We start from the raw sequence: 20642 nt of genomic DNA on the forward strand, positions 1-20642 counted from the left end.
GTCCCGCACCAGGTTCGGAGGTACCCGGGTGGTCGATCTGCCGATCGGGGAGCAGTTGCCGCGGATCTGCTGAGCTGCCCGGGCCCGGGCAGCTCCGCCCCCCACACCGGCACACGCTGACGGGGAGAACGTTCCGCAGGGGCATTCACCGGACGGGCACAGGACACCCGGGCGGGCTGCGGGAGAGGGGAGGGACCGTGGAACTGCTCGATCCGTGCAATTGAACGCCGACTGAAGGTCTCCCTTTTCCACCGCACCGGCCGCCGTCTGGTTCCCACTTCCGCGGGCCTGGAGCTGGTCCCGCTGGCTCGCCGGGTGCTGGACGACGTGGTCGCCGCTCAGGACGCCATGCGCAGTGCCCGAGAGGTCGGCGGAGGCGTCCTCACCGTCATGTGCACGCCGGACATGTCGGGTGAGGCGGTGGCCTCCTGGGCCGGCGGGTTCACCCAGAGCTGGGCGTCCAACGGCTTCTGCTGGTACGGCCGCGGGGGCATCAGCCGCGGGTCGGCGGCCCCTCTCGGAAATCGGTGACCTGCCGCTGGCCTGCCGGCAGGCCGCCCCCAACGAGAACGACGCGGTGCGCACGGCTCTGGCCGCGCACGGGATCGATGTGGTGATCGGGGCCAACGTCCCCAGCCGCGCGGCCCAGCTGACCTTTGTGCTGGGCTCGGGTTTCCAGGCTTTTCTGCCGTTGCGCATGTGCGCGACCGCATGGGACGCCGGCGCCTGCGTCGTCGAGACCGACCCCCTGATCCAATCCCCTTTCGGGGTCGTGCACCGCTCCGGGGCGCTCGCCCCGGCCGCGCAGCAGTTCGTGAACGACGTCCGAATCGCTCTGCGGGGCTGGTTCGACGCGATCGCGGCACACCGCGCCGAAGGGCTCGACCTGGTGGAGGCAGTGGTTGCCGCGCGCGACACCACGGCGTGACCAGTCGCCGACCGCCACGGCCGTCGCTCAGCGAAGCAGCGGCGTGGGCGTCATTGCGGCCGTCTTCTCATCTGCTGGGGCTGTCCGAAGGGGAGGAGACAGAGCTCGCCGGCTCGCTCGTGGGGGGCAGCGATGACGACGTCTGGCTATCGACCTTCCCGGTCATCGCGTCTACCTGGTAGGTGTGCGTCTCACCGTGCTGGACGGTTGCGACGGTGACGGACCACACGGTCCGGTCGTGCCGGCTCTTTTCCAGGCTGACGTCGGTCACCTTGCCGAAGTCGGGCTTCTTCACCACGTCGACCGCCTCTTCGGGCAGGAGCTTCGCCGATGCGGCAAGCGCGGCGATGCGGGCCTTCTGCGCCGGCGGCTGCCCGGCCGGTACCGACTTGTCCAGCAGTCCTCCGTCGAAGGCGTCGACACGGACCACGTGGATGGTGCCGTCCTTGTCGGTCACCCGGGTGCGCCAGACGGGCTCCGGTGCGGTGGGGCCGGTGATCTGGACCGAGACCAGTCGGCTGCCGGGGACTTCGTCGAGCGCCTTGCTCACAGCCCGCTCGTAATGGGCATCGACTTGCGGCAGGGCCTCCGGCCGCCGATCAGGCGGTGGACCACTGCACCCGGCACCGGCGCTGAGCAGCGAGGCCGCCACAGCGACACCACACGTGCTCAGCACGCGTCCACGACGCCCGCCGGCCCTTCCCCTGTGTGAGCGGACCATGCTCATCCTCCTCTTTCTTGTTCGGCCGGATGCCTCGTGGCTGCCGCCGGGGGCGCGGCGGACCTCGCACAGGTGCCTACACGTCACGGGGGCCTCCTTCTCATCGCACCACCTGGGTATCCCACCACCGCTGCGGTCAATCAGAAGGTGGACACGAGGGGCTCCACACCGATGAGCAACGGCGCCCGGGGCCCGCCGGAGGAGGGTTTGGCGGACCCCGTGTCACGTGCCCGCACGGTGAGCTCCTTCTCGCATGTCCGCTGCGTCCTTGGTTTCGGTCCCGTCGTCGTCCTCGTCCGGGATGCCGACGAGGTCATTGACGTGGAAATTACGGGCAATCGGGAAGTCGGTGCTGCCTGTGCGCCACGATCGAGAAGGCGATGCACACGGCGATGAGCGTGTACGCCTTTTCCGCCTGGGGGATGCCGGACTGCAGTACCAGCAGCCCGTACACCACCGACGCGAAGCCCTTCGGCCCGAACCAGGTCGCGGTCAGCTCCTCCCTGCGGTCGATCCTCGTCCCGATGAGCGTGAGCAGCAGGGAGGCCATTGCGACATGTACGACGTCGCGCACCCCAACGAGAGCGGCGAACGCAAACCGGCGAACGCCTTCGCGGACGGCCTGCACCAGGGGTGTGGGGTCGGGCCGTCCAGCCCGGCGCCCCTGGGGGCGAGGGGGTGCCGCTTCCGCAGGAGTGTGCTCCGGCCTGACCGGCCCACCCTGACCGGGAAGCTCTCCAGCCCCACGGACCACAAGCCGTTGTGGACCTGAGGCTTGCCCTGGGGCTTGCCCCAACGTACCTGGACGGCGATCCGTCCCCGCGGTTTTCATGGGAGCGCCGTATGGTCTCGGGCGTCCCCCTGGGACTCGCCGAACTCCCCCCGAGGACCGCAATGCGCGAACAGAAGGAGCAGACCTCCACCACGGCTCACTTCCGCAAACCCACCGCACAGCGAGCCTCGGCGACCACTTCGGCCAAATCCCTCTTCTCGGCGAAGCCGATGACGGCCGACGCCATGCAGGCACTGCAGCGCTCCGCGGGCAATGCGGCGGCGTCCCGGCAGTTGGCCGTGCAGCGGGCCCCCGGAGTGGGTGACGCATGGGACGACTCCAGGGTGTTCAAGGACCCCAAGGACGCCATCAAGTACGGCAGGAAAGTCTGGGGCGGCGCTCTGAACCACATGAGCCGCCGCGAAGAAGAGGCGCTCAGGGACTACACCAACGAGCCCAAGAAGGACTTCGATCTCGGCTATCCCACCTACCGCGAGACCAACAAGTATCTCCGCGGGCAGTTCGTCGAGAACGCCGGCAAGCACGGCATCGACGATGTGAAGTCGCATGTCAGGAGGCTCGGTCGGGCCCTTGATACGCAGCCGATTCCGCACAACGTCATCGCAACGCGCGGTTGCAACTTCCTCCCGGACGGCATGGCGAAGTCCCCCTGGAAGATGGAGGGGCGCAAGTACACGGAACTCGGTTTCCTCTCCACGTCCCTCGGCCCGAGGCCCGTCGCCCCCTACGACCAGGAGCCGTTTATCTTCCGGTACCGGATCCCCGAGGGCACCCCCGCGATGTGGATGGAATTCATCTCGCACTTCGGCGCCGGAGAGATGGAGCTGCTCCTTAAGAACGACTCCAGGTACCGGGTCGACAAGGTCACGCCCTACCAGAACTCCAAGGGCCAGGAGCAGTGGTACATCGACGCCACCATCCTGATCCGCCCGGAGAACGTCGCGGAGGCGAAGGCCAAGGAAGAGGCAGCCAAGAAGGGCGGCGGGGGCGGCAAGCACTCGTCGCACCACAGCAGCTCTCAGTACCCGGCGGGTTCCTCTCACAACAAGGGCTCGCTGTACAAGAGCGACCACGCCGGCAAGTACTCGAAGTACGACGCATACTGAGCGGGCAGGCACGAAGGCGCGCGAGAACGACGGCGCGTGAGCGCGCGAGAACGACGGCGCGCTGAACAAGCACCACCAGAGACGAGCGGCAAGGATGCACCATGAGTGACGGGCAGCGACGCAATCCGAGGTTCGAGGAGCCGCTCTCCTTCACCCCCGTGCCGGGCGGCCCGGAAGACTACGCGAGCACGGCCGATGACCCGGTGCGTTACGTGGAGGTCGTCGACGACAAGGGCCTCCTCGGCTACCTCTGGTTCCAGGACGCGGCGGACGGCGCCGACTTCATCCCCTGCAAGAGCCGGGGGGTCGAAGCGATGCAGGCAGGCGTGGAGTGGGGCCGCAAGCTGCGCCGCCACAAGGAGAACGGCCTCGCCCCGTCCCGGGCCGTCGCCGACCTCGCGACCGCGGCGCACACGGCGGCCGGCGGTCATGTCGCCCCGGGCGACCCGTCCGAGGCTGAAAGCGAGTCCGCACTGCGGGAGCAGGCCGCCGGCAAGTGATCCGCCGGCGGCGCCGGGCGCAGCGCAGGAGACGTGACGGTCGGCGTGGCGCGTTCTTTATCCCGCCAGTTCTTGAACGGTGGATGCTCGACCTGTCGGCTTAGCTTGCCAGGTGAAGCGGCTGGTCCGGGTCGCGTCTGCGCAACAGCAGTGTTGCTTCCATGGCGGGCGGCGGAGGCGGATCAGCCTTCGTGCTTGGCGTCGATCTCGCTGATCAAGACTTCGATACGGGTGCGGATCTCATCACGGATCGGGCGTACGGCCTCGACTCCCTGACCGGCGGGGTCTTCGAGCTGCCAGTCGAGGTATTGCTTGCCGGGGAAGATCGGGCAGGCGTCGCCACAGCCCATGGTGATGACGTAGTCGGATGCCTGGACGGCTTCGGTGGTGAGGACCTTGGGCTTCTGGCCGGCGATGTCGATGCCGAGTTCCTTCATCGCTTCGACGGCGGCCGGGTTGACCTCGTCGGCGGGCAGTGAGCCGGCGGAGCGGACATCGACGCGGTCGCCCGCGAGGTGGGTGAGGAATCCGGCGGCCATCTGCGAGCGTCCGGCGTTGTGCACGCAGACGAACAGCACGGAGGCGGCAGGGGTGGAGGACATCAGTTCTTCCTTACAGGTGGGCATCAACAGTGCACTTATAGAGGGGAGTTCAGGTGCTTGGCAGGGCGGTGAGCAGGTCTGTGATGTGGGCGTCGATGGCGTCGCGGATCTCGCGTACGGCGGCGATCGCGCATACGAACAGCACGCGCGCTAACCCGAGTCCTTCCCGCGCTCGGGTGTGGGCGAGCGCGTCGAGGCGTTCGCCGGTGAGGCGCTCGGCCGGCATCACCAGATGGGTGCAGACCTTGGCTGTCTCGGCGAGGCGGGCGTACGAGTCGGCGAGCAGCTCCTGCACGGTCTCGGCGGAGAAGTGGCCGGCATGGCGGGTGGCCAGGCGGGCGGCCCCTGATGCGAGCCGTTCGTCGGGCAGGACGGGTGGGGTGGATGCGGTCATGAGAACCCCTCCGGCGGGACCCAATGATTCAGCCTCGACTGGTATCAGCCTTGGGTGATGTGACAGTATCAGCCCATGATGACGTCAGTCGACACTGAACTGATGCGGGTGCTGGCCGATCCGCTCAGGCTCCAGATCGTGAACCTGCTCGCCCACGAGACGCTGTGCACCACGCACTTGGTCGCCGAGACCGGCGCCAAGCAGACCAACCTCTCCAACCACATGAAGGTGCTGAAGGAGGCGGGAGTGGTGGACACCGAGCCGTGCGGCCGGTTCATCTACTACCGACTGAAGCCCGAGGTCATCGACGCCCTGGCCGGCTCCTTCGCCGAACTGGCCACCACCGCGCGCCAGACCGTGGAAACCGGCCGGAAGCGGGCCTGCTGATGACCTCCACCGAACCCTCCGCCGCGACCGGCACAGCGAGCGGCGAGGCGGCGGGCGTCGTCGCGAAGCTCTCCACCCTGGACCGCTTCCTGGCCGTGTGGATCCTGCTCGCCATGGCCCTCGGTCTCGGTCTCGGCCGCCTGATTCCCGGGCTGAACGACGCGCTCGCGAAGGTGGAAATCGGCGGGATCTCCTTGCCGATCGCCGTCGGCCTGCTGGTCATGATGTATCCGGTGCTGGCCAAGGTCCGTTACGACAAGCTCGACGCGGTCACCGGCGACCGCAAGCTGATGGCGTCCTCGCTGGTCATCAACTGGATCGTCGGCCCTGCCGTGATGTTCGCGCTGGCCTGGATCTTCCTGGCAGACCTGCCCGAGTACCGCACCGGGCTGATCATCGTCGGGCTCGCCCGCTGCATCGCCATGGTCATCATCTGGAACGACCTGGCCTGCGGCGACCGCGAGGCAGCCGCCGTCCTGGTGGCCCTCAACTCCGTTTTCCAGGTCCTGGCGTTCGGCCTGCTCGGCTGGTTCTACCTGGATCTGCTGCCCGGCTGGCTCGGTCTGGGCGACGGCGAGCACCTCGACATCTCGATGTGGAAGATCGCGCTGAACGTCGTCATCTTCCTCGGCGTCCCGCTGCTGGCCGGGTTCCTGACCCGCCGGATCGGCGAGCGGAAGCTGGGTCGCGAGCGCTACGAGGCCAACTTCCTGCCGAAGATCGGCCCTTGGGCGCTGTACGGGCTGCTGTTCACGATCGTCATTCTCTTCGCCCTGCAGGGCAAGACCATCACCTCGCAGCCGATGGACGTCGTCCGGATCGCGCTGCCGCTGCTGGTGTACTTCGCCGTGATGTGGTTCGGGACCTTCGCGCTCGGCAAGGCGATCGGCCTGCCGTACGACCGCACCGCGACGCTCGCCTTCACCGCGGCTGGCAACAACTTCGAGTTGGCCATCGCGGTCGCCATCGCCACCTTCGGGGTCACCTCCGGTCAGGCCCTGTCCGGTGTGGTCGGCCCGCTCATCGAGGTGCCGGTGCTGGTGGCGCTGGTCTACGTCTCCCTCGCCTGGCGCCGGAAGTTCCAGACCGCCTGACGTGCACTGCGCCGCCAGGAGATGGCACTTCACGGCCCGGAGGTGGAACCGGCTGTCCAGCTTCGTCGGGATCACCCCACCCCCGCTGGTGTCCTGTCGCATCCGAGGTTGCGCGATGGTCATCGCGGGTGGGGGGCGCGGCCGGCAGGGTCAGTGGCCGCGCGGGGCGTACATGATGACGGCCATGCCCGCCAGGCACACCAGGGCGCCGATGACATCGAAGCGGTCGGGGCGGTAGCCGTCGGCGACCATACCCCAGGCGATCGACCCTGCGACGAAGATCCCGCCGTACGCGGCGAGGATGCGGCCGAAGTTGTCGTCGGACTGGAAGGTGGCCACCACCCCGTACAGACCCAGCGCGATGACGCCGGCTCCGATCCAGATCCATCCCTTGTGCTCGCGGACGCCCTGCCAGACGAGCCAGGCACCGCCGATCTCGAAGAAGGCGGCGACGATGAACAGGGCGATGGAACGAGCGACGGTCATACCGGCTGACCCTATCGGCGGCCCGTGCCGCTGATCTTCAACGGGCCAGCCCGCTCCTGGCAGCCGCCGCACCCACCCTCACGTGCGGACTTGGAACCGCAGGAGCAGGAGCGGCGGCGCTGGCCGAGCCACCAGGTTCCGGCGGCGAGCACGGCCAGGACGACGGCGAGGGCCGGCAGCCAGCCCACCACCACCCCAGCCCCTGCGCCGACGACCCCGGCTGTGATCAGGACGGGCAGCGCGCAGCACGCCACACAGGCCAGTGCGGCGAGTCCCCCGAGCGTCTTCGGGGCGCGCTGGGGGGGCTCAGCAACAGCGTCCGGCATGACGCTCCTTGGCGAGGTCGGTGAAGGGGATGGGGCAACAGTCCATCGAGGCGCAGACGGTCAGGTCGTCGCAGCCCGCATCAACCGCCGCGACCAGGGCGGTGCGGATCGTGGTCAGGTCGGCGATCTTCGCGTCGACCTCGGCGATCTTCGCCTGTGCGCGCTCCTGGAGCCCCGCCACGGGGCTGCCGTGGTGGTGGCGACCGGCCTCCAGGAGTTCGGCGACCTCCTCCAGGGTGAACCCGAGCCGCTGCGCGGCCTTGATCACCCGCAGTGCGGTCACCGCGTCCTCGCCGTACAGGCGGTGACCGCCGTTGCTGCGTTCCGGCTCGGCCAGCAGGCCACGCCGCTCGTAGTAGCGCAGAGTCTGGACGTTCACGCCGGCCGCCTCGGCGACCTGCCCGCTGCGCAGGCCCCGACTCACCGCTGGATCCCGGCGATCCGTGCGGCCAGGGCGTCCAGGACCCTCTCGTGCGCCTGGTCCACCGCGATGTCCAGACCGATCAGGTCCTCGCCCGGGGTGGTGGTGAAGTCGAAGAACGAGCAGCAGCCGCTCTCCCGCTCCACCAGGTCCCGCACCCGCTCCTCGATGCCGGGGCCGCCGGATAGGTCGAGACGCAGTCGAAGCGGCCCCGGCCTCGATGACGAGGCCAGCCGCTCGGAGAACAGCGCGTCCCACTCCGCGACCCGCAGGGGCCGCTCCTCGGTGGGCAACGTGCAGGACTGCGGCACCCACGCCAGTTCACTCATCGCACTCACTCCCGTCATCACGTCTCCAAGAGGGCGGGGACACTTCCGACGGTAAACCTGTACCTACGTACCGGTTGCAAGTCGCGGAGCCTCCGCCAGCTCGAAGCCCCCGCGAAGTGCTGGCTGGAATCCCAGAAGGATCGTTCTCGCCGGGATTTCCTGTACACCAACTCCTCAGGGGATGTCGCGCAGTCAGCGGATCGCCGTGGTGAGCAGCTGGCCCATCGCGGCCAGAACGCTCGGTTCGACGCGGTAGTACACCCACGTCCCGCGCCGCTCGGAGGCCAGCAGACCGGCCTCTTTCAGCTTCTTCAGATGATGGGAGACGGTCGGCTGCGAGACACCGACGTCGGAGATGTCACACACGCACGCCTCACCTCCCTCGTGCGAGGCGACCAGCGAGAACAGCCGCAGCCGCACCGGATCCCCGAGCGCCTTGAACATCTTGGCGGTCCGCTCCGCCTCCTCGGCGCTCAGGGGCCGCTCGGTCAGCGGCGGGCAGCACGGCGCGACCGCCTCGTCCGGCTGATTCAGGACCGGCAGCTCCACCACACTCGAATTCGACATACGTCGATATTGACATCCGTCGATGCCTCGTGGCAAGGTCGCTCATATCGACAGACATCGAATCAGTGGGTCGATGGCCTCCTGACTGCCCTGGAGAACGTGATGAGCAAGAGCACGCCCGCCGCCCTGCCCACCGTGGTCATCGGCGCCGGCCCCATCGGCCTGGCCGCCGCCGCCCACCTCATCGAGCGCGGCATCGAACCGCTCGTCCTGGAAGCCGGACCGTCCGCGGGCAGCGCGGTGCGCGACTGGTCGCACGTCCGCCTCTTCTCCACCTGGGCCGAGGTCGTCGACCCGGCCGCCGAGAAGCTCCTCGCCCCCACCGGCTGGACCCACCCCGCCCCTGACACCTACCCCTCCGGGGGCGACTGGGCGGACGCCTACCTGCACCCCCTCGCCGAGCTCCTCGGCGACAAGGTCCATACCGGCGCGCGGGTCACCGGCGTCTCCCGCTCCGGCCGCGACCGCATCGTCGACGCCGACCGCGAGGCCCAGCCCTTCGTCGTCCATATCACTCATGCCGACGGACGCGAGGAGCGGATCTTCGCTAGCGCCGTCATCGACGCCTCCGGCACCTGGACCACCCCCTCCCCGGCAGGCGGCAGCGGACTGCCCGCCCTCGGCGAACGCGCCGCATCCGACCGCATCACCTACCGCGTGCCCGACCTCAACGACCCTGCCGTACGGGCCCGTTACGCGGGCAAGCGCACCGCCGTCATCGGCTCCGGCGCCTCCGCCTTCACCGCCCTCGCCTCCCTGGCCGACCTCGCCAACGCCGACGACGGTACGGGCACCAAGGGACTGTGGATCCTGCGACGCGGCATCAGCGGCTCCACCTTCGGCGGCGGCGACGCCGACCAGCTGCCCGCACGCGGCGCCCTCGGCCTGGCCGCGAAGGCCGCCGTCGACGACGGTCACGCGGATGCGGTCACCGGCTTCCGCACCGACGCCATCGAGCGGAACGCCGACGGCCGCCTGATCCTGGTCGCCGAGGACGGCCGCGGCCTCGATGCGGTCGACGAGGTCATCGTGCTCACCGGCTTCCGCCCCAACCTGACCTTCCTCGACGAACTGCGCCTCGGCCTCGACGAGCGCCTGCAGGCCGCCGTCGAACTGGCCCCGCTGATCGACCCCAACCAGCACTCCTGCGGCACCGTCTACCCACACGGCCACCGCGAACTGTCCCACCCCGAACAGGGCTTCTACCTGGTCGGCATGAAGTCCTACGGCCGCGCCCCCACCTTCCTTGCGATGACCGGCTACGAGCAGGTCCGCTCGGTCGTCGCCGCCCTCGCCGGCGACGAGGAGTCCGCCGACCGCGTCGAACTCACCCTCCCCGAGACCGGCGTCTGCGGCGGCGCCGGCCTCTTCGACACCCCCGACCCCGACCAGGAAACGGCAGGCGGCTGCTGCACCCCGGCCCCCGCCCTGATCCAGCTCGGCACACCCACCACCACCCAGACCCCCGCCTCCGGCGGCTGCTGACCCCACACCCCGCCCGCGCCACCCCTCACCACAGGAGGACTGCCATGTCCCGTGTACAACTGGCTCTGCGCGTGCCCGACCTCGACGCCTCGATCGCCTTCTACAGCAAGCTGTTCAACACCGAGCCGGCCAAACTCCGCGACGGCTACGCCAACTTCGCCATCGCCGACCCCCCGCTCAAGCTCGTCCTCATCCAGGGCGAGGGTGAGCCGGACACGGGCATGGACCACCTCGGCGTAGAAGTCGCCTCCTCCGAAGACGTCCACGCCGCCACCACCCGCCTCGCCGGCCAAGGACTCGACACCGCGGTGGATAACGACACCACCTGCTGCTACGCCCTCCAGGACAAGGTGTGGGTCCACGGCCCCGGCCGGGAGCCCTGGGAGGTGTATGTCGTCAAGGCCGAGGCCGACACCCTCGCCAAGCAGCCCCAGAGCACCTGTTGCACCAGCGCCAGCGCGTCCGCAGAGGCTCAGGCCAGCTGCTGCTGATCCCTGCGACGACGAATCCTCACGCCAGCGGGGCCGCCGAACCGGATCACCGGTCGGTGGCCCCACGCCGTACCTGTCGTGTGCGCCACCCAGATCACGGCAGGCGGGTCGAGTCCAAGACGGCGGCCAACCGGCGCCAGTCGATCTCCAGCTCCCCGGCAGCATTGCGTCGGCCCGGCAGGGTCTCCCCGCGCTCGTGCAGGCTCGCCAGATAGGCGGCGACCTTCGGCGTCCCGCTCCAGCAGCGCGGGCCCGTGCGGACGAACCGCTCGACCATTTGCTCGACGGTCGGCCGTGGCCCTTTCCGCGGGTGCTTGGCCTTCCCGGCGCCCGAACGGTTTCGTGAGCCCTTCTGCGACTGCTTGCGCCGCAGGGGGACGGTGCGGGGCCGGTCCCCATCGGGCTCGGTCGCCGTCCCGTCTCGGCCGCGTCCCCGAGAGCGCGGCCCCCGATCGAGGCCGCGATTCGGGGACCGGCCTCGGTGACCGTCCCCGTCGGGCTCACGTGCCGACCGGAGGCTTTCGGGCAGTGCTGGACCTGGCGTCGCGAAGAGCCGAGACCCGATACGCCCACCCCGGCGATGTGACATCTCGTGACAGATGAGAGGGTCGGACGGGTGAGCGAGACACCGAAGAACACCCTCCAATACCGCTTTGACGGGCCAGAAGACGCACCGGTCCTGGTCTTGGGTCCCTCACTGGGTACCACCTGGCACATGTGGGACCGGCAGATGCCCGAGCTGACCCGCACCTGGCGGGTCCTGCGTTTCGACCTGCCGGGTCACGGTGGGGCTCCCGCCCGCCCGGTCTCCTCGGTCGCTGCTATGGCCGAGCTGCTGCTCGAGACGCTCGACGAGCTCGGGGTGCAGCGTTTCGGTTACGCGGGCTGCTCCATCGGCGGCGCGATCGGCATGGAGCTCGCCCTGCGCCGACCGGAACGGGTCGCCTCACTGGCCCTGGTGGCCGCTTCGCCGCGCTTCGGCACGGCCGACGAGTTCCGCCAGCGGGGAGTGATCGTACGGACCAACGGGCTGGATCCGATGGCGCGCAGCGCGCCCGAGCGCTGGTTCACCCATGGCTTCGCGGCCGCCCAGCCGGCCATCGTGGAGTGGGCCGTGCAGATGGTCCGTACCACGGATCCCGGCTGCTACATCGCTGCCTGTGAGGCCCTCGCCTCCTTCGACATCCGCGCGGAACTCGGCAGCATCGGACTCCCCACTCTCGTGCTCGTGGGCGCCGAGGACCGGATCACCGGGCCCGCTGACGCCCGTACGCTGGTGGCCGGCATACCCGACGCCCGGCTCGCCCTGGTCCCCGGCGCTTCCCACCTCGCACCGGTCGAGCAGCCCGCGGCCGTCACCGACCTCCTGGTACGCCACTTCTCCTCGTCATGGCAGGACATGTCCTCGTCGACGTCGACCGGCATCCCGGTCCCCCCCGCGGCGACCGGCCGGCCTGTGTCCGTCACGTCCGCCGGGCCTGTCGCGGCGATCGCCCCGCCGCCGTCCCAGCCGGATGCCGCGCCCACGGGGCGCCCGGATCCCTACGACGCGGGGATGAAGGTACGCCGTGAGGTGCTGGGCGATGCCCACGTGGACCGGGCGGAGGCAGCGGCCGACGCGTTCACCGAGGACTTTCAGCAACTGATCACCCGTTACGCGTGGGGCGAGATCTGGACCCGCGACGGTCTTGACCGGCGCACCCGCAGTGCGGTGACGCTGACCGCGCTGGTCGCCGGTGGTCACCTGGACGAGCTGGCATTCCACGTCCGGGCGGCGCTGCGCAATGGACTCACCCCGGCGGAGATCAAAGAAGTGCTGCTCCAGACCTCGATCTACTGCGGTGTCCCGGCGGCGAACTCGGCGTTCAAGGTGGCCCAATCCGTCATCCAGCAGGAGACCACGCCCGAGACGTAGCAGGATGGGGGCATGACGATCAAGCTGACGAAGAAGACCCACGCCTGTATCCGCCTGGAGAAGGACGGGCGGACGCTCGTCATCGACCCCGGCGCCTTCAGCGAGGAGGACGCGGCCGTCGGCGCCGACGCCATCCTTGTCACCCACGAGCACCTCGATCACTTCAGCGAGGACCGGCTGCGGGCCGGCCTGGAGGCCAATCCGGCTGCCGAGATCTGGACGCTGCGCAGCGTCGCCGACCAGCTCTCCGCAGCCTTCCCGGGCCGGGTCCACACGGTCGGCCACGGTGACACCTTCAGCGCCGCCGGGTTCGGCGTCCAGGTCCACGGCGAACTGCACGCGGTGATCCACCCGGACCTGCCGCGGATCACGAACGTCGGCTACCTGGTCGACGGTTCGGTCTTCCATCCGGGCGATGCCTTCACCGTTCCCGACCAGCCGGTGGAGACGTTGATGCTCCCGGTGCACGCGCCGTGGAACAAGGTCTCCGAGGTGATCGACTACGTCCGCGAGGTGAGCCCGCAGCGGGCCATCGACATCCATGACGTGCTGCTGAAGGACATGGCGCGAGGGATGTACGACACACACATCGGCAATCTGGGAGGGGCCGATCACAGCCGTCTGAGCCCGGGCGAGTCCACCCAACTGTGACTGTCGGAGCCACCGGCTAGATTTGTCGTATGCGCATCGCCACCTGGAACATCAACTCGATCACCGTCCGGCTCCCCAAACTGCTGGCCTGGCTGGAGAGCAGCGACACCGACGTGCTCTGCGTCCAGGAGACCAAGTGCACCGCCGAGCAGTTCCCCGCCGAGGCGCTGCGCGAGATCGGTTACGAGTCCGCGGTCAACGCCACCGGACGGTGGAACGGCGTGGCGGTGATCTCCCGGGTGGGGCTCGAGGACGTGACCGCGGGCCTGCCCGGCGGGCCGGGCTACGAGGGCGTCCAGGAGCCGAGGGCGATCTCGGCGACCTGTGGCCCGGTCCGCGTCTGGTCGGTGTATCTGCCGAACGGCCGGGAGGTCGACCACGCGCACTACGCGTACAAGCTGCAGTGGTTCGACGCGCTGAAGGCGGCGGTCGCCGAGGACGCGTCCGGCACGCGGCCGTTCGCGGTCCTCGGCGACTTCAATGTCGCCCCGACCGACGCGGACGTCTGGGACCCCGCCGTGTTCGAGGGTGCCACCCATGTCACCCCCGCCGAGCGGGCCGCCCTCTCCGCGCTGGGCGACGTGGGGCTCTCCGACGTGCTGCCGCGCCCCCTCAAGTACGACCGGGCGTACACCTTCTGGGACTACCGCCAGTTGGCGTTCCCCAAGAACAGGGGCATGCGTATCGACCTGGTGTACGGCAATGCCCCCTTCACCGAGGCGGTCAAGGACAGTTACGTCGACCGCGAGGCGCGCAAGGGCAAGGGCGCCTCGGACCACGCGCCGGTGGTGGTCGACCTGGGAGTGGTGAGCGCATAGCCGAGCGAATACGTGTGCGGTTTCCGCGCGCCTGTGGTGCGACCATGCTGCTGAATGCGAGGCTGAGTGGTGTGAATATCCCCTTCTTGGACAACTGGCGCAGGCGGCACGGCACGGGGTACGCGGAAACCCTCACGGCGGCGATGCAGAACGACCCGCAAGGCGTCGGCGAACTGCTCGCCGAGTGCGAGCTGTTGAGAGCCCGCGCGGGGCGAGAGGGGCTGCAACTCGACGATTCGCCCGAGTCGTTGGGGGCGCTCGACCAACTACCGCCGCGCTGGCGCGATGATCCGGAGGAGCTGCCCTGGCTGGGTAATGACGCCGGACTCTACCTCGGCACCATCATCGTCAGGACCGTCCCCGGCGCGGTCTGGGACGTCTGGCCCGGAGGGCAGCCCGTCGTGCGGCTGGTGTCGGGCCGTGAGATCAACGTCGTGGAGGCGGGCCTCGACTGGGCGGTGGCCGGGGCCCCCGAGCTCTCGCAGGTCTATGCGGAAGCGGCCGAGGCCTGACCGGGGGCCATGGGCCCTGGCGCCCCCCGGCAGGCTGGTTGCTTCATTTCAATGCAAATACGGCTTATGTCCGATTAGGGCGTGTCGGGTGTGAAGTCCCTTGGTGGGGCGGATAGTTTGCGCAGGCCTCGACTTGTGAAGCGCCCGGGGCTCGCCGCACGGCGACGCGACGCGCTTCCGTACGCTGCGCCCGGTCATGTCGTCACCTAAGGGGAGTTCCTCCATGCAGGCAAGCTCATCGCGTCGGATCTCGACTACGATGTGCCGTTCATCCCCAGAACGCTGCTGCCGGGTGGGCAGTAGCTCCTAGGGCCATGCCCGCCCGGCAGCGGCCGGTGATCACTTCTCGCGCAGCGGGACCGACGGGTACGACAGGTCGGACTCGGGCGAGGAGAAGGTCAGCTGCGCGCCGGTCGGGTTGAGCTCGATGTACAGCGGGTCGGCCGCGTTGGACCGGCTTGCCGAGGCCGAGCGGGCCCGCGTCGCGTAAGTGTGCGATGGGGGCGCCGCTCTCCTTGATATCGCGCCTTCGATGCGCCGCCAACACCCCTCAAGGCGGGCATTTATCTGCCCGCCGGTCTGGAGAAGGGCGCGTACGGCGCCGGCAAGGTGCCGATTCGGAACGCTTCGCCGTCGACGGCGGAGTTCCCCTCCACGGGCGACTGGAACACGGTCGACACCGTCAGTGTCCAGCTGGCCCTGAAGGCGGGCTCCAACACCGTCACCTTGGACAGCGGCAGCGGATACGCACCCGATATCGACAAGGTCGACGTACCGCGTTGGCTCTGACCCCGAGCGCTCCCACCACAGGCTGTTGCACAGCTGACCGCACCACCGATTTCGGCCGGCCCTCTGGCGAAAAAGCGTCGTGCGTTCCAAGCTCTCGGTGTGACGAATTCAGAGAGCGGAGCAATACCGGGACGGACGGACATGACCTTGCGGCTCCGAGGGAAGCTGCAGTGGGTGCCGGTGGGTGCGGTGATCGTGCTGGCCGCCTGGGTGGTGGCCATCCCCCCGGTCATGCACGGGGCGTACGGAGCGATCGGTGGCACCCTGATGGTGATCGCGGGTGTGCTCCTCGCCGTCTTCACGGTGACCTTCGTCGGTTACCTGGTCCGCCCGCTGCGGATCGAGGCGCGCGAGGCCGGCCTGACCGTGCGACTGCCCACCTGGCCCACCCGTACCGTGCCCTGGGCGGCGCTGGCGGGGGTGTCGGGTGTGGTGGTGGCTTCGGGAGGACGCACCCGCTCCTACGTCGTGGTGGACTTCGCGCCGGGCGCTGACGCGCTCCCCGGGCTGTGCCGCCCGCGCTCGATGTACCGCAGGCTCGGCCCGGCAATGGAACGCGGAGAAGGCGCGAAGGGCCTCTGCCTGGAGGAGGAGGTCTTCGTTCTGGACCCGGCCGGTCTGCTGGCCGCGATCGGACGGTGCGCCCCGGCCGGCGTACCCGTCAGCGGTCCGCACGCTGAGAGCTACGGGACGCCGGAGCCGGGGTCTGCGCGGCCCGCGTGACAGCGGCGACCCGTTCCACCAGGCCCGACCCGTACACCTGCGAGTTGATGACCTTCAGCAGCGGGCAGAAGGATGCGCCGCCGTGCTTGCGCGCCGGCTTCTCGTGGTGCCGGGCCGGACAACGCGAGGCGGCCTGGTCGGTGATGGACTGCCGTCCGCAGAGACGGACGGCCCGCAAGAACCGGACCCGCTGAGCGAAGACCTACGGCCGGCGGACGTCGTGGCGCTCACCGTCGAGGCCGCACGCGGCCACTGACCGGCCGTGCCCCTTGTTCTTTCGGTCGATCCCGAGGCCCGCACCGCGACAGTTGCCGGTGCGCCGGCCCGACTCTCCCGCCTGCTGCCGAGCCCGCTGGACTCGGGTTCATCGTCCACAACGAACGGACCTATCCCTCCCTGCTGCGACTTCTCGGGGTGGAGTCGCGGGTCCTCATCCGGAGGCGGAGAGGCGCGCCTGCGCCGGGTGTGTGCGCGGCCGGGAGGTCGGCGTCGTGCGCGCGGGCGATCCGGCGGCCGTGGCCAGTCCGATGCCGGTGCCGGGCAGGGCGCGAGTGGTGCGGGCGCGGGAGAAGCGGTCGAAAACGTAGGAAGGTCTTCGTCGGCGTCGCCGGGGCCGCCGTCGCGGATGGTCAGTTCCCGTTGGCCTGCGAGAGGCCGCCACCGCTCGTAGCGGTCGGGCGGAGTGGATCAGCGCTGCCTGAAATGTCGGCAGGCGGTCGTGCAGCCGAGGGAAGCGGTCGTCAACCGGCCGGCATCGGACGAAACGTCGCCACACCGTGCCCGCCTTGAAGGTCAGGCTTAAGTCAAGGCGAAAGAAAAGCCCGGTCCGAGTCCTTGACCGATACATGACCGCCGGGCATGGTTCGGGAGAGCGCTCTCCCTCGTGCTTCAGTTCTCAACTCCCTGTCCAAGGAGACGACTTCTGTGTCCGCAGTTGGTAGGCCCATGGCGAGACCGCCACGAAGACCCGAGCTGTTGTCCCCGGGCGAACCCGTCACGGCATCCAGCCACGAGAACTACGGAACGCCGGCCCCCGACCCCGTCGACGGGGACCTCAGCACCCGCTGGTCGAGTGGTGACTCCGGCCCGCAGGGGATCCGGATCGACCTCATCCCTCGGACCGACCCGTCAGGAGTACCCGTGCCCCGACCATCCTCCGCAATGACACTCGCCCCCCGCCGCACCGCCGTGACCCTTCTCGTGCTCGGCGCCCTCCTCGCGTCGTGGCTCACCGTCGTGCTCGCACCGAGCGCGCATGCGGCCGACACCCTCCTGTCCCAGGGCAAGACCGCCACCGCATCCTCGCAGGAGGGGGACGGCTACGCGGCCGCCGCCGCGGTGGACGGCGACCTGACCGGCACCCGCTGGGCCAGCCAGTGGAGTGACCAGCAGTGGCTCCAGGTCGACCTGGGCCAGGAGTCGGCCCTCAGCCGTGTCGTCCTGACCTGGGAGGCGGCCTACGGCAAGGACTACGAGATCCAGGCGTCCGACGACGGCACCGACTGGCACACCCTGAAGAAGGTGACCGGCGGCGACGGCGGTACCGACGACCTCGCTGTGTCCGGGACCGGCCGCTACGTCCGGATGGACGGCCTCGCCCGGTCCGGCGGGTACGGCTACTCGCTGTGGGAGTTCCAGGTCTACGGCTCTGCCGGCGGCACCACACCGCCACCCGTCTCAGGCGCAGTCAAGGTCGAGGGCACCCAGGGCAATTGGCGCCTGACCGTGGGCGGCCAGCCGTACACCGTCAAGGGAGTCACCTGGGGCCCGGCCATCTCGGACGCTCCCCAGTATCTGCCGGACGTGAAGGCCATGGGCGCCAACACGATCCGCACCTGGGGCACCGACGGCTCCAGCAAGGCGCTTCTGGACGCGGCGGCGGCCAACGGCATCCACGTGATCAACGGTTTCTGGCTGCAACCGGGCGGCGGACCCGGTGCCGGGGGCTGTGTCGACTACGTGACCGACACGACGTACAAGAACGACATGCTCACCGAGTTCGCCAAGTGGGTGGACGCCTACAAGAGCCATCCGGCGACGCTGATGTGGAACGTCGGCAACGAGTCGGTCCTCGGTCTGCAGAACTGCTACAGCGGCAGTCAGCTGGAGGCTGAGCGCAACGCGTACACCAGCTTCGTCAACGACGTCGCCAAGAAGATTCACAGCATCGACCCCGACCACCCGGTCACTTCCACCGACGCCTGGACCGGGGCCTGGCCGTACTACAAGCGCAACGCGCCCGACCTCGACCTGTACGCGATGAACTCCTACAGCAACGTGTGCAAGGTCCGCCAGGACTGGATCGACGGGGGCTACACCAAGCCGTACATCATCACCGAGACCGGTCCGGCCGGTGAGTGGGAGGTGCCCAACGACGCCAACGGCATCCCCGACGAGCCGACCGACGTGCAGAAGGCGGACGGGTACACCAAGGCCTGGAACTGCGTCACCGGCCACCAGGGCGTGGCCCTGGGCGCCACCCTCTTCCACTACGGCACCGAACACGACTTCGGCGGTGTCTGGTTCAACCTGGTGCCCGACGGGCTGAGGCGACTGTCGTACTACGCCGTCAAGAAGGCCTACACCGGTTCGACGTCCGGTGACAACACTCCGCCGGTCATCAGCGACATGACCGTTGCACCGGCCTCCTCGGCCCCGGCCGGCGGCGAGTTCACCGTGCACGCCAACGTCCGCGACCCCGACGGCGACCCTGTCACCTACAAGATCTACCTCAGCGGCAACTACGCCAACGGCGACAAGCGGCTTGTCGACGCGCAGTGGCGCTCGCTGGGCAACGGCGACTTCGCCGTCACCGCGCCGCAGAAGCTGGGTGTGTGGAAGGTCTACGTCCAGGCCGAGGACGGGCACGGCAACGCCGGCATCGAGACGAAGTCGGTCAAGGTCGTCGCCCCGCCGGTGAGCGGCACCGACCTGGCGCTGAACCGGCCCGCGACCGCCTCCTCCTCGCAGCAGTCCTACGGCGACTGCCCCTGCACCCCGGCGATGGCCGTCGACGGCCGCACCGACACCCGCTGGGCCAGTGACTGGAGCGATCCGCAGTGGTTCCAGGTCGACCTGGGCGCGTCGAAGGCCCTGCGCAAGCTGCAACTCGTCTGGGACCCGGCCTACGCCAAGTCCTACGAGGTGCGGGTCTCCGACGACGGCAGTAACTGGCGCTCGGTGTACTCGACGACCGCCGGCGACGGTGACGTCGACACCATCGACGTCTCGGCCACCGCTCGTTACGTGCGCCTGCAACTGACGGCGCGCGGCACGAGCTGGGGCTACTCCCTGCACGATCTGGGGATCTACAGCTGACGGCTGTGCCCCGGAGGACGGCGGCGGGCCCTCAGTGGGTTCGCCGCCACCGCACCGATCGCACCTCCCGCGTGCCGCACCCACGCGTGCGCGGGCCCTCCATCCACTCCACGGGCAGGAGACCCCCCATGAGATCGAGTCCGAAACGGCTCCCCGCACTGCTCCTCGGCACCGCCCTGTTCGCCAGTGTCCTAGGCATCGGCACCATCGCCTCCGCTGCCACCGACACGGACGGCGGGGCGCCCGACGCGGCCGCTGTCGCTGCCGCCGGGCACGCCATGGCCGTGTCCCCCCAGGCATCCGCCGACGACCCGGACGGCGACGGCTACATACCGGCCGTGCGTCAGGTCACCGGTGTCACGCCGTCCTCGGCCGACCCGCCCCACCGCTACTTCCACGAGTTCCAGGCCAACTGCTCGGTCACGCACACCGCTCCGGACGATCCGATCGTCTTTCCGGGCCAGCCCGGCAAGTCGCACGACCACACCTTCATGGGCAACACCTCGACGAACGCCGCCAGCACGACCGCCTCCCTCGACGGCGGCGCCACCACCTGCAAGGCGCCCGCCGACGCCTCGGCGTACTGGATGCCCTCGCTGTTCAAGGGCGACCAGAAGATCCTCCCCGTCGGTCCGCAGACCATCTACTACAAGTCCGGCGTCACCGACTACACCAGTGTGCGGCCCTTCCCCAAGGGACTGCGGTTCGTCGTGGGCAGCCCGATGCAGAGCGCCGACGAGTTCCGCCACCATGCCGGCTTCGTCGAGGGCTGGGAGTGCGGCGACAGTTACCTCAACGTCGACTTCCCCGCGAACTGCCCGAACCGGGCCGACGTACAACTCAACATCCGCTTCCAAGCCCCCAGTTGCTGGGACGGGAAGTACCTCGACACGCCGGACCACAAGAGCCACATGGCCTACCCGGTCGTCAAGCCCGGCACCAACGACAACGTCTGCCCCGCCGACCATCCGGTCGCCGTGCCGATGATCGAGTTCAAGATGGCGTTCCCGGTCAACGGTGACATGAGCCAGGTGCACCTCGCCAGCGGCCGCGGCTACTCCTTCCACTACGACTTCTTCAACGCCTGGGAGGACCGCACACTCAAGGCCTTGGTCGACCACTGCATCGTGGGCGGGCTCCAGTGCGACGCCCGCGGCTACGACCAGGCACACCCGGAGGCGGGCGCGGCTCTCAACGAGGACTACCGGCTTCCTTGACCACCGGCCCGTTCCCCTCGGCCCGGCCGGTCCGCGCTCCCCGCGTGGACCGGCCGGGCACGTATCCGG

At 69.3% G+C, this 20642-nt stretch carries 27 protein-coding genes and 3 pseudogenes; 18 read left to right on the top strand and 12 right to left on the bottom strand.

The window, feature by feature from the left end; all coding sequences use genetic code 11:
• Positions 1-315: 315 nt before the first annotated feature.
• Together AB0436_RS04195 and AB0436_RS04200 are read left to right on the top strand one after the other, a co-directional pair.
• Positions 316-531, top strand: a complete 216-nt coding sequence (locus tag AB0436_RS04195) for a hypothetical protein (protein ID WP_366466917.1) — start codon at positions 316-318, stop codon at positions 529-531.
• 7 nt (positions 532-538) lie between these two features.
• Entirely contained in the window at positions 539-928 is a 390-nt protein-coding gene (locus AB0436_RS04200; RefSeq protein ID WP_366466866.1) for a LysR substrate-binding domain-containing protein, read from the top strand.
• A gap of 67 nt (positions 929-995) precedes the next feature.
• On the opposite strand, the gene AB0436_RS04205 is transcribed toward AB0436_RS04200, so the two are convergent.
• Positions 996-1478, bottom strand: coding sequence for a PepSY domain-containing protein (locus AB0436_RS04205; RefSeq protein ID WP_366466152.1), 483 nt, complete (start codon positions 1476-1478; stop codon positions 996-998).
• A 393-nt stretch (positions 1479-1871) separates the two neighbouring features.
• Positions 1872-2283: pseudogene (locus tag AB0436_RS04210) on the bottom strand (hypothetical protein); the annotation flags it as partial.
• On the opposite strand from AB0436_RS04210, the gene AB0436_RS04215 reads away from it, so the two are divergent.
• The 3 genes from AB0436_RS04215 to AB0436_RS04225 all read left to right on the top strand — a co-directional run bounded on the left by AB0436_RS04215 (position 2206) and on the right by AB0436_RS04225 (position 4048).
• Positions 2206-2421, top strand: a complete 216-nt coding sequence (locus AB0436_RS04215; protein ID WP_366466918.1) for a hypothetical protein — start codon at positions 2206-2208, stop codon at positions 2419-2421. The pseudogene AB0436_RS04210 and the gene AB0436_RS04215 sit on opposite strands and share 78 nt — an antisense overlap.
• A gap of 122 nt (positions 2422-2543) precedes the next feature.
• Positions 2544-3548 (top strand): ADP-ribosyltransferase, encoded by a 1005-nt coding sequence (locus tag AB0436_RS04220; RefSeq protein WP_366466153.1) that lies wholly within the window; start codon positions 2544-2546, stop codon positions 3546-3548.
• Positions 3549-3649: 101 nt separating this feature from the next.
• The gene (locus AB0436_RS04225; RefSeq protein WP_366466154.1) at positions 3650-4048 is read left to right on the top strand and encodes a hypothetical protein; all 399 of its coding nucleotides are present in this window, start codon (positions 3650-3652) and stop codon (positions 4046-4048) included.
• Positions 4049-4230: 182 nt separating this feature from the next.
• On the opposite strand, the gene AB0436_RS04230 is transcribed toward AB0436_RS04225, so the two are convergent.
• Together AB0436_RS04230 and AB0436_RS04235 are read right to left on the bottom strand one after the other, a co-directional pair.
• Positions 4231-4650, bottom strand: a complete 420-nt coding sequence (locus AB0436_RS04230) for an arsenate reductase ArsC (protein WP_366466155.1) — start codon at positions 4648-4650, stop codon at positions 4231-4233.
• 49 nt (positions 4651-4699) lie between these two features.
• Positions 4700-5044: a three-helix bundle dimerization domain-containing protein gene (locus tag AB0436_RS04235; RefSeq protein ID WP_366466156.1), complete on the bottom strand. Its 345-nt coding sequence runs from the start codon at positions 5042-5044 to the stop codon at positions 4700-4702.
• A 75-nt stretch (positions 5045-5119) separates the two neighbouring features.
• On the opposite strand from AB0436_RS04235, the gene AB0436_RS04240 reads away from it, so the two are divergent.
• The gene (locus AB0436_RS04240) at positions 5120-5431 is read left to right on the top strand and encodes a metalloregulator ArsR/SmtB family transcription factor (protein WP_366466157.1); all 312 of its coding nucleotides are present in this window, start codon (positions 5120-5122) and stop codon (positions 5429-5431) included.
• Complete coding sequence (gene arsB, locus AB0436_RS04245; RefSeq protein WP_366466158.1) at positions 5431-6525, top strand: ACR3 family arsenite efflux transporter; 1095 nt, start codon at positions 5431-5433, stop codon at positions 6523-6525. Before AB0436_RS04240 ends, arsB begins: the two co-directional genes overlap by 1 nt.
• 150 nt (positions 6526-6675) lie before the next feature.
• Here arsB and AB0436_RS04250 read toward each other — a convergent pair whose 3' ends face one another.
• The 5 genes from AB0436_RS04250 to AB0436_RS04270 form a co-directional block, all read right to left on the bottom strand.
• Positions 6676-7011, bottom strand: a complete 336-nt coding sequence (locus tag AB0436_RS04250; RefSeq protein ID WP_366466159.1) for a YnfA family protein — start codon at positions 7009-7011, stop codon at positions 6676-6678.
• Positions 7012-7022: 11 nt separating this feature from the next.
• Positions 7023-7337, bottom strand: a complete 315-nt coding sequence (locus AB0436_RS04255; protein WP_366466161.1) for a hypothetical protein — start codon at positions 7335-7337, stop codon at positions 7023-7025.
• Positions 7318-7761, bottom strand: a complete 444-nt coding sequence (locus AB0436_RS04260) for a MerR family transcriptional regulator (RefSeq protein ID WP_366466162.1) — start codon at positions 7759-7761, stop codon at positions 7318-7320. Before AB0436_RS04260 ends, AB0436_RS04255 begins: the two co-directional genes overlap by 20 nt.
• Positions 7758-8087, bottom strand: coding sequence for a hypothetical protein (locus AB0436_RS04265; protein WP_366466163.1), 330 nt, complete (start codon positions 8085-8087; stop codon positions 7758-7760). The genes AB0436_RS04260 and AB0436_RS04265 overlap by 4 nt, the downstream gene beginning before the upstream one ends.
• Positions 8088-8279: 192 nt before the next feature.
• Positions 8280-8654, bottom strand: coding sequence for a metalloregulator ArsR/SmtB family transcription factor (locus AB0436_RS04270; RefSeq protein ID WP_366466164.1), 375 nt, complete (start codon positions 8652-8654; stop codon positions 8280-8282).
• Between the two features lie 102 nt (positions 8655-8756).
• On the opposite strand from AB0436_RS04270, the gene AB0436_RS04275 reads away from it, so the two are divergent.
• Together AB0436_RS04275 and AB0436_RS04280 are read left to right on the top strand one after the other, a co-directional pair.
• Complete coding sequence (locus tag AB0436_RS04275) at positions 8757-10139, top strand: NAD(P)-binding domain-containing protein (RefSeq protein ID WP_366466165.1); 1383 nt, start codon at positions 8757-8759, stop codon at positions 10137-10139.
• A gap of 44 nt (positions 10140-10183) precedes the next feature.
• Positions 10184-10630: an ArsI/CadI family heavy metal resistance metalloenzyme gene (locus AB0436_RS04280; protein WP_366466166.1), complete on the top strand. Its 447-nt coding sequence runs from the start codon at positions 10184-10186 to the stop codon at positions 10628-10630.
• Between the two features lie 94 nt (positions 10631-10724).
• On the opposite strand, the gene AB0436_RS04285 is transcribed toward AB0436_RS04280, so the two are convergent.
• On the bottom strand, positions 10725-10907 hold the full coding sequence (locus tag AB0436_RS04285) for a hypothetical protein (protein WP_366466167.1): 183 nt from the start codon (positions 10905-10907) through the stop codon (positions 10725-10727).
• A gap of 339 nt (positions 10908-11246) precedes the next feature.
• Between AB0436_RS04285 and pcaC the strand changes: the two genes are divergently transcribed.
• The 4 genes from pcaC (at position 11247) to AB0436_RS04305 (ending at position 14526) form a co-directional block, all read left to right on the top strand.
• Positions 11247-12545 (top strand): 4-carboxymuconolactone decarboxylase, encoded by a 1299-nt coding sequence (gene pcaC / locus AB0436_RS04290; RefSeq protein WP_366466168.1) that lies wholly within the window; start codon positions 11247-11249, stop codon positions 12543-12545.
• A 12-nt stretch (positions 12546-12557) separates the two neighbouring features.
• Positions 12558-13196, top strand: coding sequence for an MBL fold metallo-hydrolase (locus tag AB0436_RS04295; RefSeq protein ID WP_366466169.1), 639 nt, complete (start codon positions 12558-12560; stop codon positions 13194-13196).
• A 29-nt stretch (positions 13197-13225) separates the two neighbouring features.
• Positions 13226-14014: an exodeoxyribonuclease III gene (locus AB0436_RS04300; RefSeq protein ID WP_366466170.1), complete on the top strand. Its 789-nt coding sequence runs from the start codon at positions 13226-13228 to the stop codon at positions 14012-14014.
• A 71-nt stretch (positions 14015-14085) separates the two neighbouring features.
• Positions 14086-14526 (top strand): DUF6278 family protein, encoded by a 441-nt coding sequence (locus AB0436_RS04305; RefSeq protein ID WP_366466171.1) that lies wholly within the window; start codon positions 14086-14088, stop codon positions 14524-14526.
• A 339-nt stretch (positions 14527-14865) separates the two neighbouring features.
• Here the strand turns inward: AB0436_RS04305 and AB0436_RS04310 are convergent.
• Positions 14866-15043, bottom strand: a pseudogene (locus tag AB0436_RS04310) (acyl esterase); the annotation flags it as partial.
• Positions 15044-15135: 92 nt separating this feature from the next.
• On the opposite strand from AB0436_RS04310, the gene AB0436_RS04315 reads away from it, so the two are divergent.
• Complete coding sequence (locus tag AB0436_RS04315) at positions 15136-15315, top strand: hypothetical protein (RefSeq protein ID WP_366466919.1); 180 nt, start codon at positions 15136-15138, stop codon at positions 15313-15315.
• Between the two features lie 141 nt (positions 15316-15456).
• Positions 15457-16038, top strand: a complete 582-nt coding sequence (locus tag AB0436_RS04320; protein ID WP_366466172.1) for a hypothetical protein — start codon at positions 15457-15459, stop codon at positions 16036-16038.
• On the opposite strand, the pseudogene AB0436_RS04325 reads toward AB0436_RS04320, so the two are convergent.
• Positions 15977-16198 (bottom strand): annotated as a pseudogene (locus AB0436_RS04325) (hypothetical protein); the annotation flags it as partial. The gene AB0436_RS04320 and the pseudogene AB0436_RS04325 sit on opposite strands and share 62 nt — an antisense overlap.
• Between AB0436_RS04325 and AB0436_RS04330 the strand changes: the two are divergent.
• The 3 genes from AB0436_RS04330 (at position 16121) to AB0436_RS04340 (ending at position 20573) form a co-directional block, all read left to right on the top strand.
• Entirely contained in the window at positions 16121-16294 is a 174-nt protein-coding gene (locus AB0436_RS04330; protein ID WP_366466920.1) for a hypothetical protein, read from the top strand. The pseudogene AB0436_RS04325 and the gene AB0436_RS04330 overlap by 78 nt on opposite strands.
• 905 nt (positions 16295-17199) lie before the next feature.
• A complete protein-coding gene (locus AB0436_RS04335) occupies positions 17200-19356 on the top strand; it encodes a discoidin domain-containing protein (RefSeq protein WP_366466173.1) in 2157 nt (718 codons plus the stop codon).
• 128 nt (positions 19357-19484) lie between these two features.
• On the top strand, positions 19485-20573 hold the full coding sequence (locus AB0436_RS04340) for a DUF1996 domain-containing protein (protein WP_366466174.1): 1089 nt from the start codon (positions 19485-19487) through the stop codon (positions 20571-20573).
• Positions 20574-20642 lie beyond the last annotated feature (69 nt).

Source organism: Streptomyces sp. NPDC051322, assembly GCF_040689485.1.
Lineage (GTDB): Bacteria > Actinomycetota > Actinomycetes > Streptomycetales > Streptomycetaceae > Streptomyces.

Excerpts from the sequence above, each read along its gene's own strand:
- AB0436_RS04235 (WP_366466156.1), bottom strand. The coding sequence starts at position 5,044 with ATGACCGCATCCACCCCACCCGTCCTGCCCGACGAACGGCTCGCATCA.
- AB0436_RS04285 (WP_366466167.1), bottom strand. The coding sequence starts at position 10,907 with ATGGTCGAGCGGTTCGTCCGCACGGGCCCGCGCTGCTGGAGCGGGACG.
- AB0436_RS04295 (WP_366466169.1), top strand. The coding sequence starts at position 12,558 with ATGACGATCAAGCTGACGAAGAAGACCCACGCCTGTATCCGCCTGGAG.
- AB0436_RS04225 (WP_366466154.1), top strand. The coding sequence starts at position 3,650 with ATGAGTGACGGGCAGCGACGCAATCCGAGGTTCGAGGAGCCGCTCTCC.
- AB0436_RS04230 (WP_366466155.1), bottom strand. The coding sequence starts at position 4,650 with ATGTCCTCCACCCCTGCCGCCTCCGTGCTGTTCGTCTGCGTGCACAAC.
- AB0436_RS04300 (WP_366466170.1), top strand. The coding sequence starts at position 13,226 with ATGCGCATCGCCACCTGGAACATCAACTCGATCACCGTCCGGCTCCCC.
- AB0436_RS04340 (WP_366466174.1), top strand. The coding sequence starts at position 19,485 with ATGAGATCGAGTCCGAAACGGCTCCCCGCACTGCTCCTCGGCACCGCC.
- AB0436_RS04265 (WP_366466163.1), bottom strand. The coding sequence starts at position 8,087 with ATGAGTGAACTGGCGTGGGTGCCGCAGTCCTGCACGTTGCCCACCGAG.
- AB0436_RS04335 (WP_366466173.1), top strand. The coding sequence starts at position 17,200 with ATGACACTCGCCCCCCGCCGCACCGCCGTGACCCTTCTCGTGCTCGGC.
- AB0436_RS04215 (WP_366466918.1), top strand. The coding sequence starts at position 2,206 with ATGTACGACGTCGCGCACCCCAACGAGAGCGGCGAACGCAAACCGGCG.
- AB0436_RS04270 (WP_366466164.1), bottom strand. The coding sequence starts at position 8,654 with ATGTCGAATTCGAGTGTGGTGGAGCTGCCGGTCCTGAATCAGCCGGAC.
- AB0436_RS04280 (WP_366466166.1), top strand. The coding sequence starts at position 10,184 with ATGTCCCGTGTACAACTGGCTCTGCGCGTGCCCGACCTCGACGCCTCG.
- AB0436_RS04275 (WP_366466165.1), top strand. The coding sequence starts at position 8,757 with ATGAGCAAGAGCACGCCCGCCGCCCTGCCCACCGTGGTCATCGGCGCC.
- AB0436_RS04220 (WP_366466153.1), top strand. The coding sequence starts at position 2,544 with ATGCGCGAACAGAAGGAGCAGACCTCCACCACGGCTCACTTCCGCAAA.
- AB0436_RS04240 (WP_366466157.1), top strand. The coding sequence starts at position 5,120 with ATGATGACGTCAGTCGACACTGAACTGATGCGGGTGCTGGCCGATCCG.
- AB0436_RS04250 (WP_366466159.1), bottom strand. The coding sequence starts at position 7,011 with ATGACCGTCGCTCGTTCCATCGCCCTGTTCATCGTCGCCGCCTTCTTC.
- AB0436_RS04255 (WP_366466161.1), bottom strand. The coding sequence starts at position 7,337 with ATGCCGGACGCTGTTGCTGAGCCCCCCCAGCGCGCCCCGAAGACGCTC.
- AB0436_RS04320 (WP_366466172.1), top strand. The coding sequence starts at position 15,457 with ATGACCTTGCGGCTCCGAGGGAAGCTGCAGTGGGTGCCGGTGGGTGCG.
- arsB (WP_366466158.1), top strand. The coding sequence starts at position 5,431 with ATGACCTCCACCGAACCCTCCGCCGCGACCGGCACAGCGAGCGGCGAG.